At 40.8% G+C, this 13,221-nt stretch carries 11 protein-coding genes; 7 read left to right on the forward strand and 4 right to left on the reverse strand.

The window, feature by feature from the left end:
- Positions 1-61: 61 nt before the first annotated feature.
- Both JWR61_RS19260 and JWR61_RS19265 read right to left on the reverse strand, forming a co-directional pair.
- Positions 62-424 carry a response regulator transcription factor gene (locus JWR61_RS19260; RefSeq protein WP_301929357.1) on the reverse strand — a complete coding sequence of 121 codons (363 nt, stop codon included), beginning with the start codon at positions 422-424 and terminating at the stop codon, positions 62-64.
- 146 nt (positions 425-570) lie between these two features.
- Complete coding sequence (locus tag JWR61_RS19265) at positions 571-954, reverse strand: response regulator transcription factor (RefSeq protein ID WP_301929358.1); 384 nt, start codon at positions 952-954, stop codon at positions 571-573.
- A gap of 303 nt (positions 955-1,257) precedes the next feature.
- On the opposite strand from JWR61_RS19265, the gene JWR61_RS19270 reads away from it, so the two are divergent.
- From JWR61_RS19270 to JWR61_RS19295, 6 genes are all read left to right on the forward strand, one after another.
- On the forward strand, positions 1,258-2,175 hold the full coding sequence (locus JWR61_RS19270) for a glycoside hydrolase family 16 protein (RefSeq protein WP_301929359.1): 918 nt from the start codon (positions 1,258-1,260) through the stop codon (positions 2,173-2,175).
- Positions 2,176-2,789: 614 nt separating this feature from the next.
- Complete coding sequence (locus JWR61_RS19275) at positions 2,790-3,227, forward strand: VOC family protein (protein WP_301929360.1); 438 nt, start codon at positions 2,790-2,792, stop codon at positions 3,225-3,227.
- Positions 3,228-3,858: 631 nt separating this feature from the next.
- Positions 3,859-4,431 carry an RNA polymerase sigma factor gene (locus JWR61_RS19280; RefSeq protein WP_301929361.1) on the forward strand — a complete coding sequence of 191 codons (573 nt, stop codon included), beginning with the start codon at positions 3,859-3,861 and terminating at the stop codon, positions 4,429-4,431.
- Positions 4,419-5,672 carry a hypothetical protein gene (locus tag JWR61_RS19285; protein WP_301929362.1) on the forward strand — a complete coding sequence of 418 codons (1,254 nt, stop codon included), beginning with the start codon at positions 4,419-4,421 and terminating at the stop codon, positions 5,670-5,672. Before JWR61_RS19280 ends, JWR61_RS19285 begins: the two co-directional genes overlap by 13 nt.
- 119 nt (positions 5,673-5,791) lie before the next feature.
- Positions 5,792-7,018, forward strand: a complete 1,227-nt coding sequence (locus tag JWR61_RS19290; RefSeq protein WP_301929363.1) for a beta-propeller fold lactonase family protein — start codon at positions 5,792-5,794, stop codon at positions 7,016-7,018.
- A 417-nt stretch (positions 7,019-7,435) separates the two neighbouring features.
- Entirely contained in the window at positions 7,436-8,038 is a 603-nt protein-coding gene (locus JWR61_RS19295; protein ID WP_301929364.1) for a M13-type metalloendopeptidase, read from the forward strand.
- A gap of 125 nt (positions 8,039-8,163) precedes the next feature.
- Here JWR61_RS19295 and JWR61_RS19300 read toward each other — a convergent pair whose 3' ends face one another.
- Positions 8,164-9,780 carry a thiol-activated cytolysin family protein gene (locus JWR61_RS19300; RefSeq protein ID WP_301929365.1) on the reverse strand — a complete coding sequence of 539 codons (1,617 nt, stop codon included), beginning with the start codon at positions 9,778-9,780 and terminating at the stop codon, positions 8,164-8,166.
- A gap of 467 nt (positions 9,781-10,247) precedes the next feature.
- Here JWR61_RS19300 and JWR61_RS19305 point away from each other — a divergent pair, with 467 nt between their 5' ends.
- Positions 10,248-10,889 (forward strand): response regulator transcription factor, encoded by a 642-nt coding sequence (locus JWR61_RS19305; RefSeq protein WP_301929366.1) that lies wholly within the window; start codon positions 10,248-10,250, stop codon positions 10,887-10,889.
- Here JWR61_RS19305 and JWR61_RS19310 read toward each other — a convergent pair.
- Complete coding sequence (locus tag JWR61_RS19310; RefSeq protein ID WP_301929367.1) at positions 10,854-12,752, reverse strand: 7TM diverse intracellular signaling domain-containing protein; 1,899 nt, start codon at positions 12,750-12,752, stop codon at positions 10,854-10,856. The genes JWR61_RS19305 and JWR61_RS19310 overlap by 36 nt on opposite strands.
- Between the last annotated feature and the right edge of the window lie 469 nt (positions 12,753-13,221).

Here is a 13,221-nt window from a genome sequence, read left to right on the forward strand (position 1 = left end):
TTACTGCGCAGTTGTATTGTGCCGGGTGTAATGAGTTGAAATTATTTTGGTGAACCCTGTTTTAGTTCGGGTTATTTTGTGTCCATTTATTCACCTTCCCCAACAAATGTTTTATGTCAAAAGGTTTCTTAATATAGTCATCCGCACCACAAGCAACCGACTTTGCTTTAAGGCCACTGCTAATTGATACCATAATTACTGGAATTGCGTTGTGGGTTAGTTTGATTGCTTTGCATATATCTCTTCCATCTTCATGCCCTAAATATATATCCAATAAAATCAGATCAGGTTTTGCAGCTTCTATAATAGTATCTAGCCCGTTGCCCGTTGATACTGCTGTAACATGTATATTATACATTGAAAAAAGCTGAATGTAAACATGTTTAAACTCAGCAGAATCTTCAACAATTAAAATATTGGGCATGGTTAGCTTTTTAATTAAAGTAAAGCCTGCACTGTACAATAATGGACCCAAAGAAAATATTGACAGGAACCAGCGGTAGTATAGGATTTATTTAATTGTATAAGTTGGATGATATCAGCATTCAGCCACGTAAAAGGAGTGGAAATTTATTTTGCAGAATCAAGTTTTAATTTTTCACATCCCTTTCCCCACCGGGCAACTTTATTCATGATGTTATAAATGTCGAAGGGCTTTTCAATGTAGTCATCTGCGCCGCAGGCATCCGCCATTTGCTTTAGCTGGTTGGCTGTTGACACCAAAATGATGGGAATATTTTGATGGATTTGTTTTATTTCTTTACATATATCCCTTCCATCTTCACCTCTTAAATAAATATCCAGGAGAATAACGTCTGGTTGATAGTCGGTTATCACAGCATGAATATCTTTTCCGGCAGATACAACTTTGATACGGTACCTGCAAAGGCTAAATAACCTCACATACAAGTGAGACAACTCAACTTCATCTTCAACAATCAAAATATTATACATGATTCTATTTTCAGTAAGCTAAATCCTTTTATTTAGTTGCGACAGAGCATGAAACATATCATTGTATGATTTAAACCACTCCTGTTTGATTTAACACACCAACCACCCTGTTGTATATGCATCAAAACACAGCCTGCACAGACTCCCTTCCGCAATGGGCGTCGGTTTATCACCGCATGTTTAAAATAAACGCCTTCATTACAAATTATTTTTGTCCCCTCCGGCTAAACCAGCAGCAGCATGCCTTTAATCACATTATAAAGTATTATTATTGTATAAAATAGTTCACCAAACGATTATTGCATGAAAAGTGTAACCAAAACAGGCAACAGGTTATTTGCAGCCCTTGTATGCCTTACCAACCTGGCAGCTTGCCATAAAACGATGGATGCATCCCTGCAGCAAAATGCTACCCTGGCCCCAGTTTCGTTAAGCAATGTCACTGTAAGTGCAACGGGCACCTGCGATTATGTGTTTAACGAAACCGCTGTAACAGCGGCGGGCTATACCAAAGTTTTTGAAGATAATTTTGATACCGACCTTACCAAATGGAATGTGTGGACCGGTGGTGCCTTCAACAATGAACTGCAATATTACCAGGCTGCCAACCTCCAGTTGCAGAATGGCAATCTTGTTATTACCGCAAAAAAAGAAACCGTAACGGGCGCCACAACCCCGTTTGATGCAACACCCAAAACATTTAATTATACCTCTGGCAGAATTGAATGTAAAACCAATATTTCAGCATCCGCCGTTACTCCTAAAATTCGGATAGTGGCCCGCATAAAACTGGCCGCCGGTTATGGTATGTGGCCTGCCTTTTGGAGCTATGGCGATCCATGGCCAACACAGGGAGAAATAGATTACCTGGAAGCGAGAGGGCAGGAGCCTTTTAAATACCAAACCAATTATTTTTATGGCAGGGCCGCCAACAGGAACCTGGTAAAAAACCAGGTGGGCATTATTACCTCCGGTGTAAGCCTCACAGATTGTTATCATGTGTATGAAATGATATGGTCGCAAAACAGTTTAACCTCTTTATTTGACGGGGTTATAGTTGAAACTAAAACGGGCAGTTATGTGCCCAATCTCTTTGGCAAAACAGAACGTGTTGCGCTGAACCTGGCTGTTGGCGGCGATTTCTTTTCTAATTTTAATGCTGCACAAATTGTAACCGGCAGCATGTATGTAGATTTTGTAAAAGTATTTAAATCGAATTAGCATTTGGCCGGGTAAAAGTTACCACAAATTTTCATAGCCGGCTCTGCTGTAAGGGGCCTGCACCAGGGCGGGGAATGGTTTGGCAGTTTTACCATGCGCTTTCGGCCACCATCAGTTTTTTGAATGACCTGTTAACACCCCTGCCTGCCGTTTTCCTTACCGGCAAGGTTTTCACGGCAGGGGCTGCAAAAAATAAAAAGGGCTATCCAAGAATAGATTGCCCGTGTTTTTAATATCTATGAGCGGTAAAAATAAGTGGGATAATTAAGGGAATAAATGACCATGGTCAGCATTTTGACTTATTGGTTAACTAAATTCTATGCGTTTGGGTTATCCCGCGTGTAAGCTGACTGGTTTATACAATAGCATATCGCTTTTATTTTTCTGAACCTTGTTGCTGCAGGTTTTTCTGCGCCGCAGGAACAATTTTTTAAACGCCTGTTTTAGCAGTACCGTTGATGAAGAAGGTATCTTTCGGACAACGGCTTACCAATAGCATCGTGAGCGGACTGTGCATCTTGTGTTGTTCTCCATTTGCAGCCATCTTAAAAGTTCGCCCATTTGAATTTTTAAAAACTTTTCCTAATTTTCACCTTATAACTAAAACAAAAAGCATGGCAAGCGTATCTATCTACCTCAATTTTGCAGGCAATGCAGAAGAAGCATTCAATGCTTATAAAAGAATTTTTAAGGCTGAATTTTCTGCTCCCATTATGCGTATGGGCGACATGCCAGCTCAACCGGGAATGCCCGCCCTTTCTGAAGCTGACAAAACAAAAGTGATGCATGTGGCATTGCCCATTTTGGGTGGCACACAAATTATGGCAACCGATATGCTTGAAAGTATGGGGCATCATTTGGTGGAAGGCAATAATGTTACCATCAGTTTAAACCCGGATACAAAAGAAGAAGCCGACCGGCTGTACAACGAACTCTCCCTGGACGGAGCAGATGGCGTGGCGCCTCATGACGAATTCTGGGGCTACTGGGGAACCTGCAAAGATAAATTCGGCATTCGCTGGATGTTCAATATTACCAATCAACAGGGGTGATTAAAAAAACATTCAATTAAAACATTGCTGCAACAAAATACTTGTTGCTCTTTTGGCTGTTTATTCAGCCCTGACTTGCGCAGCAGGTACTAAAATAATAACGCATCTCCACTAAAACCCCGGCATAGCATACGCGGCATATATAATGCTGCCGCACTACCTATAATTATAATTTTTCTGGTGATACAATCTTACACCGGCAGGCTGCCTTTTCTTTCGCCTTTGTTTTTATATCGCCGCCGGGCGCTGGAATGATCTCACAAATTAAACTTAAGCTCATCCCGCTTCACTGCCCCGCGGACTTGGTAGCAAAAAAGGTTGAAAACATTATTCACTATTTTTATGGATTCCGGTTTCAATACCGGCCGCAATCATTTCAACCTGCAGTTCTGGCGGGCTGTTACATCAGATGCTAAAAATAATAACTCACCTGCTGTTTTGCAGAGTACCTGATGTTTCTAAAAAATAATTGAATTGATTGCAACCCTTTCTTTAATACCAACGTACTTTAAAGTGTAAGTAAACCTGAACAGGTTGATGGCTTAAAAGGATTTTACTTTTAAATTCACCTAAACGATAATTCAAATTGCGGGTTGCCACAGTTACATTTTAAAATCATTGAATAGCTTTTTTGGATAAAATAATCAACATAGTAAATGGATGCAGGGCAAATGATCATAAGTATCAAAAGCTGTTGTATGATAACTATCGTGCATTTGCACTCAAAATTGTGTTTCGCTATATCTATAACTATGAAGAAGCACTGGAGATAACCAATGATGGTTTTGTTAAATTCTTTTTACAGATTGATAAGTTCAGGTGTGACAACGAGGCTGATCTTGAAAAATTATTAATGGGCTGGATTAAAAGAATTATGATCAATACCTCCATTGACCTTTTACGCAAAAAAATGTTGTTGCCCGAGATTGGCGGTATAGCAGAAGATGTGTGGAATATGAAAGACCAAACTGTATCAGCCGAGCAGCTGATTATTTATAAAGACCTGGTACTGCTGGTAAAAAAGCTGCCACCTGCCTACAGGATTGTATTTAATATGCATGTTATAGACGGATACACCCATATAGAAATAGCCGAAATTTTAAAAATTCCTGTCGGTACGTCAAAATCAAATTTGTTAAGGGCCAGGGCATTGTTACAAAAATATTTAAACCAAAAAGAATCGCTCACAGCATGCAGTATTTAGAAAACGATATGGATGATTTGTTTAAAAGGGCTGCGGAAAACTACCCTCTTAAAACAGGTGACGGTGATTGGGAAAGTATTGCCCTGAGAATTAAACCTGAACTAACTACACCCCAGGCTGCAGTCCCTTCTAAAAAAAGCATTGGTAAAGAATTGCTTACGCTCATACTGGTTTTGTTTACACTGCCTGTCAGCGATGCGCTGTTACAGCAACCCACAACCTGGGAATTATTTAATACTCCCAAAACGCTGTTAGCGAAAAAAGATGCCGTTGCTGTTGCGCTGTTGAAGGAAGAGGGAACCAATAAAACCAGCCGTCATACTTACAATACATTACCGGCGGGCCAGTCATTAAAGCATTCAGGTCAGCATTATTTGTATTCAAAAAAAAGCAGTTCAAAATCAACCAGGCCCGACAAGCAAAATAACCAGTTTTCCCAGGACCGAAAAGATAATGAGCGTCATTTTTTATCATTGTATGCTCCTGAAAAAAAATTGTATGAAGTACATGAAATCAGTACAACAAATAAAATTGTCCGGTTGCTAAACGATGATGCTACCAGTTTGACGAATCAGAAAAAAAGTGAGCTGGATACAACAAGCAAAAAGGAAACACCAGGAAAAGATAGCGACCGGTTCCAGAAAAAGAAAACATTTTATATTGGTGTTGCAGCGGGTCCTGACCTGAGCAAAGTACAATCGGCTGCATTTACAAATACGGGCATTGGGGCAGGATTATTTGCAGGCGTAAACCTGGCAGGCAACGTATATATTGAAACCGGAATTAGCTGGAACAGGAAAAATTACAGCAGTATGGGCGACCAGTTCAGTATGAAAAAGATTGCTTCCACAATGCCGCAGGGTATGGTAATCACCAGCCTGGAAGGTAAAAGTTCGCTCATCGAAATTCCTGTAAAAATTAAATACGATTTTATGCATAAGGCGAATGCAATATGGTTTGCAGCAGCAGGAATTTCAGCCTATATTATGACCAGTGAAAAAAACAGGTACCATGTAACCATGAATGGCAATACCGGCATGATGGCGGGTGTTTACAAAAAAAATACCTATGGTTTACCGGCAGTAGCCAATATAAGTTTGGGGTATCAAAAAAATGTTTCAAAGTTTATAAACATACGTATAGAACCCTTTCTAAAAATTCCCTTACAGGGAATGGGAGTAGGCGAATTACATATCACCAGTGCAGGGCTGCAGGTTGGTATAGCCAGGCTTCTAAAATAACACTTCGCTTTTCGGGTTACTAAAAAAATCTTAAAAAAAGATAAGGGCATCGCCATGCTTTTAACAGAACGAAATGACAACGGTTAAAATTTAATCACTAACAATAAAAAATAACAACAATGAAAAAGATGATTTTTTTTAAGCTTTCAATAGCGGCTGTGATCGTGCTTTCTTTTGCCGCCTGTAAAAAAACGGATGACACAAAAATACCTCCGGCAAACCAGTCAGCAACAGGAATGGAAGAAATGATATCAGAAAAAGACGCCAATCCGGATGAAGCAGCTGTTACGGAAAACACATCGCCGGCAAACGTTGGCGGCAGGGAAGGCCATGGCAATCACTATCTCTATACAGAAAGTAACAGTGCCGCAACAAACGAAATTCTTGTTTTTAAAATTAAGCCGGATGGTGCCCCGGAAAGTAGCGGAGTCATAGCATCAGGAGGTGCAGGAACCGGTAAATCGCTGGGATCGCAGGGAGCGTTGGTAATTGATCAGCAGCAACAGTGGCTGTATGCAGTCAACGCCGGTGCAAATTCTGTTTCATCTTTTAAAATTGAAGGTAATGGCAACCTGCGGCTTGCACACACGGCCTCTGTCAATGGTACAACTCCTGTAAGTGTAACCGTGCACGACAATCTGCTCTATGTACTTAACAGGGGAAGTGATAATATACAGGGTTTTAAAATTGGTGGCGGTGGTAAATTAACCGCGATTGAAGGCAGCATGCAGCCGTTGAGTTCAACAGGTGTTGATGCACCACAAATTTCATTTACACCGGATGGAGACCAGGTGCTGGTAACAGAAAAAGCAACCAATACAATCGGCACTTTCAAAGTAGCCAGTGATGGTTCGGTAAGCAAAGGCATTTTTACAGCATCCACAGGGCCTACTCCATTTGGGTTTGATTTTTCAAGAGGTTATATGATTGTTTCCAATGCCGCAGGAGGAGCTGCAGGCGCAGGTTCTGCAACATCCTATTCCATCGGAAACGGGGGCATACCAAGGGCCGTTAACGGAGCTGTAGCCAGTCAGCAGGCAGCCCCCTGCTGGGTAGCCACTACAAAATATGGACGCTTTGCCTACATCACCAACACTGCCAGCAACAGCATCTCCTCTTATTATGTTACCCCATGGGGCGCTTTGTATTTAGTACTTGGAGCGGCGGCCAAAACAGGTATGAATCCTGTGGATATAGTGGTTGGCACCAACAACTACGATGTGTATGAATTGAATTCCAAATCCAATACCATTGGCTGGTATCAAAGAAAGTTAATGGGTGAGCTGGAGTTTAAAAGCAGTATAACCAACCTGCCTGTATCTGCTACAGGACTTGCCACTTACTAAACAGGCTGGGTCATGCAAACAACAGGAAGCGTGTCGATACCGCTTCCTGTTATTATTTGTTTCTCAATTTCATAATGCCGCCATACTGTGTTGTCGCCCCCGGGGCGAAGCAAGCCCATATAATTGCGGCTGACAAATGTTATCCCCCAACGGTTTGCAAAACTGCCCCTCGCAGCTATGCTGCTTTCAATAGTGATTTATTCACTTCAAAAATAGGTGAGCAAATTACTACCAGGCTTCAGCTGCAGCGGACTTCCGGGCCTGCGGGGCTTTTACACCAAGCACTACAAATAAGCAGCCCCGGTGAAGTGATTGGTCATGAAATGACGTATGGCTTTTATGACCAGGGCACCCGGAAAAGATGACAACGTTATCAATTGACGAACGAAGGCTGATTACGCCCGGTTCAAAGCCAAAATGCAGCAAGTAGTTGACCTGTACAATTCATTTACGGTACTGGATACACTGCATGTAAAAGGCGCTCTCACCCTTGGTGAAAACACGGCCGATGCAGGCGGTGTAGCCATTGCATACGATGCGTTTAAATTAACACAACAGGGCCACACCATCGACGGCATTACACCCGGTCAACGATTATTTATCTCCACCGCACGCATCTGGCGGGTGAAAATGAAAGATGCCTATCTACGCTACTGGATCAACAACAACCCGCACTCCCCGCCCATGTGGCGTGTAAACGGCCCGCTGATGAACCTGCCTTATTTTTACCAGGCGTTTCATATACAGGCTGGGGATAGGATGTATTTGGGAGAGAAGCAGCGAGTTAAGATTTGGCAAGGGGAAAGGATTGCTGTATGCAATTTTACTTTTTTCTACTCTGAATCTCAACCCAGAAATTGCTTAAGGGAGTTTCTGTACGAATTGTTGAAGTCCTCAACCAGCAGTAGTTGCAAGACTCGCCGACTGACAGGAGTACATATATTTACAAGCGTATTGTGTAGACAATTGGATGGATTTTTTCCTTATAGGTCGGCGATTTATGCAGGTTACCCAAATTGATAGGCTTCATGATCAGCGCAGAGACTTGCCTGGTAAGCAAACCAAAAATTGTTTGGCGCAGTGATAAAAAACTTCAGCATGCTTTGTATTTCATTCATTTTTTGGGTATAGAAGAATGCATTTGGCTATTGTCGTAACGAAAATGGGATGGCTACAAAACCATTGCTTTGATCTATATCTATGGGCGATAGTTGAATATCCCGATTAACTTTGGGATCTTTAAATTTTAATTTTATCGTGGGGGTAAACTGCCATCGGTCATGACCATTAACAAAAATCCATACAATTAACACTCCATCTTGTAGTAGTTCATTATTAGTAGCTCCCTTAAGATCCAAAGGAAAATCATTTGAAGAGTTATCAGGAAATTTCGTCCCTTGATTATTATTGATTAGGTCCCCGTACGCGATTGGGGTTATGTCTGGATTTGCTTTGTTGAGTGCAGCTGCATAGTTGACACCTAAAGTTCTATTATCGAAAATATAAACTCTTAAGCCGGTAGTCTTATCTTTACCATCATTACCATTATCAAAGTGAACTGTTGCAGACATTAAAGGTGATTTAATTTTTATATTTTCTGTATTAACCGTGTAATCGGTGGTCGACGAAACTCGGGCAGGAGAATTGTCACTCAAATAAGCTACTGAATAACTAATTGGTCTAGGTGGATCCCGAAGTATATCAAACGTATCTTTTGCACTTATAAAATTTGCTAATCCTGTTATTTTATCGCCCGCTAAATAATCAGTTGCTGCCCCACGAGAACCTCCAATGATATAGCTTTGGATAAACGACTCGTTTAATATCTTTTTTGTTCCACCGCTAATATTGACTTTGCCTCCAGTATTTAAACTTCCGAATGATGCATTAAGCGAGGCTTCAACATCAGATGCACTCTCTTTAGATTCTATCAGAACCCATAATTCTCTGCCATAAGAAACAGAGCTTACATAACATAGAGGGTTGGCTGAAGTATTATGTGAATTACTATCAATGTAATTTAATAAACTTTTATATCCATCTTCTTTAATATAAGAAGTAGGGTAATGAGGTGGCTCACAAGAAACGGTGAAGTATTTTTCTACAAATCGTACTAAAAATTTAGAATAAGTTCCATCTTTGCTTATTGATAAGGCGCCATTTATTGCACCAGTTGCCCACTTATATGATGCATTAAATTTCAGGAAAGCTTGGTCCATGCTGTAAACTTGTGTCACCGAATAAGTAATATCAGCTCCCATTGCGGAATTAGTTTCTTGCTTTAATATTTTTTGAATACTGTCGTTGATATTAGCAAGGTTGGGGTCTTTCACTATTCTACTTACTGAAAACGCTCCTTTTTGGTAAAAATCACTTATCGTAATTGTAAGAGGGTTTCTTGACGTGTTTACTGGAATTAAAATTCCATCTGGCAACCCTTTTCCTTGTACTAAAGCACCAGGATAAAAAGATTGAACGTTTGGGTCGAAAGCGACAATTTTCTCAAATTGACTAGTAAGTTTATGTTGCTCGGTTGTCTTCGTTCCATGTTCTTCTGAATTGTCAATTTTTTCTGTAGTTACCTTTATAACATCACCGGATGGATTAACAGACAATTTTTGTTCATTTACTATTAGGCTGTCAATTTTCTTTGCTGTTGATTTAGAATCTAAACTATTATCAGTTTCTGAATTATTACAGGAATAAAAAAATGTCGTACTAAGAATGAGTACTGATAGAAATAAAGTGTAGTTTTTAGCCATGGTTAATTTTTTTATTTGGTTATGTGAGTCGTAAATAAAGGTGATGTACAACTTTTAATATTTGCTACAGGCGTGGGTTTTTATAATATCTAGCCCGGAACTGTTGCTCGGTCTGTGATATTGTTAATGTTGAGACCTGTTGTTGAGACTTATTCTCCATCAAAACCTTGCTAGATTTGACACTGAATGTTTCCGGTTTTGTGTTTGGTTACTTGCATGGTCGTTAGCACATCAGATATATACATTACCCTCGAAATTCCTAAATCACTTTTGTTCCCTAGCCAAGAAATCTACTGTTGATTACATTATGGAAAATATCTTTTCTCATTATAGTAACCATTTTTATTTCAACAAAAGTATGTTGTGTGCTTAAATCAAACCAGAGGGAAAACCCCATAACCTCATCAGGAAAAACCCTGATAAATTTTCATGGAAAAACTGCCTGTTGAATAATTTAACTTTGGCGGATGACTACCATTGCGCTGGTTGATGACCATAAAATATTCAGTGATTCGCTTGCAAGTTTAATCAACGACTTCGAGGGGTTTACTGTTTGCTGGTCGGCACAGGATGGAGCCAAGGCAATCCAGCTACTGCAGCAAAATGCGCAACAGCCGGATATTGTTTTCCTGGATATTGTGATGCCGGGCATGAGTGGTTTGGAAGTAGCCAAATGGATTTGCGAAAATAGAAAGGATATTAAATTGCTGGCGCTTACCATGGAGGAGGATGACAACAGCGTGATACAAATGCTGCAGTATGGCGTAAGAGGTTACCTGCTAAAAAATATCGGTGCACAAGAATTGCGTATGGCATTGGAGCAGGTAGTGAAGTTTGGTTATTATTATACACCCATCATTACCAGCAACATTCACAAGCACGTAGAGAAAAAAAATCAATCGGGCAATGTGCCTGAGATAAAAGACCGGGAGAAAGAATTGCTGAATCACCTGTGTACAGAAATGCCGTATGCTGAGATAGCAAAAAAAATGTTTCTCAGTGAGTCAACGGTGGACACCTACCGGGCAAGACTGTTTGAAAAGTTCGAAGTAAAAAACAGGATCGGCCTGATTTTAAAAGCGGTCAACATGGGTCTCGTCAAATTGTAAGGGTATTTCAATATGGATGGCAGTGCCTTTTTCCTTTGCGGTATGCAATAGAAATTTTCCCTTTAAATACAACACCCTGCTCTCTGCACTTTGCAACCCAAGCGATTTTTTTTGATCGCCATTGGTGAGCAGAAACCCCTGGCCATTGTCTGCAATATTTACCATCACTGCGTCGCAGTCGGCTTTTATCTCTACACTGATCAGGCTGCCTTTGCTGTGCCTGGCAGCATTCAATACCAGCTCGCAAATGATGCGGTATAAATTGGTCTGTAAATCAATACTGAGGATTGACTGCACCTCGTGTTTAAAATCAATCTTTTTATTATACAATTGCTGGATTGAATCAAGGTATTCTTTCAGCGTACTGATAAGGCCATTGGAGGAAAGTCCTTTGGGCATCAGGTTATGCGCCACATTGCGTATCTCGGCAATGGAATCATCAATGATACCTTCCGTTTTTACGACCACGCCATTCAACAGGGCCGGGTCTTTAGTATGCACAATGCGGCCAAAATTTATTTTAAGCGCTGCCAGCAGCGGACCAATATTGTCGTGCAGATCCGCCGCTATTCTTTTTCTTTCATGGTCCTGCACACTTACCAGTCTTTTTAAGGTTTCTGTTTGTTCCTGTTCCAGTGCGAGTACCTGCTTTTCCCGCGCTTTCATTTGTTCCAGCAAACTAAAGAACAGGCCAAATGCCATGATGGTAATCTCAAGTAAACTGCCCACTGTAAGGCCGTGTTCGTTCAGGAAAAAGCTGCTGATAACGCCTGCCGTCGCAAACACCTGCATGAAGGCCATTACTGCAACAGCAAACATGGCAGCCGAAAATATTTTGGCAGTGATGCCCGTTTTGAACAGCAGGAGCGGTATGCAAACAACGAGTAAAATGGAGGCAATTAAACCAGCATGCCATAATGCAACGAGACCATATTTCAGCGAAGGAAGCAGATTGGCATCAAGGAACGATAACATAAAGCTGATCATGATCACCAGGCCATAGAGCGTCCATTGAATGATTGCTTTAATCCAGCGATGGTTGAGCAGTTGTTGTTGGAAGACCAGCTGTAAAACGAGGATGAGGAAGAAACAGGCACCCAAACTGCTGACCGGTTTAATGATTTCATTGATGACAGGCACCCGCGGATAAAACAAAGGAAAGAGCCTTCCGTAATGCGCCAATACCCAACCGGCAAAGCAAAGGATGTATCCGGTGTAAGCAGCAAACTCAGGCTTCTTAAAATGGAATAAAGCCACCGTAATTACAATCAGGATCATACTGACCACACCGATGTAAAAATAAACCACCCTGTCGTACGCCAGGTATTTCAGCTGTAGTGCATCTTTATCCAGTATTTCATAATGTACGTTTATGTTCTTCTGACTGGCTTTTAGTGCGATGAGATAAAAAGATGGAACAGGCCCAACGTTGACAATTGCTGTATGCCAGTTGTACAATTTGTTTTTGTAGGCCATTGCATTGCCACCCTGGTACAATAACTGTCTTTCGCCATTGGTAAATACCCGGTAAATGGCAACGGAATCAAGGCTGGTATTATCAATGGAAAGCCGCTGATCGTTTTCAATTGCGGCAGCATTGAGTTTTAATAAAATGTAGTGATAGGCGCTCCCCGTAAGGCCAAAGTTGATTTGATTGTCCGGGAATTTGGAGAAGCGGAATAAAGCCAGGTGCAATTCGTCAAGGGTCTGCTCCGGTTCCAGGTTGTTTGTAAATATCCGGACGCTATCAAATACAGTCAACGGTTGAGCATTGGTGAAACCAACTGCTGAGGCCAATAATAGCAATAAAAAAATATGCTTTTCCCTGCCGGTTTTTAGAAGCGAATTATAGAGTATTGACATAATTAATTAAATGAAGTAGTACATGCTTCAATCAATTATGGCACAGAGGTAGATTGTTTAATAAAAAAATGTAAAAGAGGATTGGAAATAAATACTAACAGCCGGATGATGTAATAAAAACATCTTTGATAATTCATGCAGTTAGTTCAACTTTTATTCTTGTAAAGAATAATGATACGGTTAAATTAAAAAATAAAACCGAGTATTACTATTGATTTTAATAATTTGTTTCAGGTGAGCAAAAACGGTAGTGAAAAACATGTGTATTAAGAAAAGTAACACATTGGTATGGAGAAGGGGCGGGCATTGGGCCCTGAAGAAAAAAATCAACCCGGTAAATTTACAATGGTTAGCCGGTTCGTTTGTGCAAACGATATATTACCTTACCTTGTAAAAAATGCCAATGGCACGTAACCCGTGCTTCTGATTCTGCCTTGCCGCGGCGCCCGCATTACCAATGATTGTAACT

The sequence above is a fragment of the Ferruginibacter sp. genome, assembly GCF_028288465.1.
In the GTDB taxonomy this organism is placed as follows: Bacteria; Bacteroidota; Bacteroidia; order Chitinophagales; family Chitinophagaceae; genus Ferruginibacter.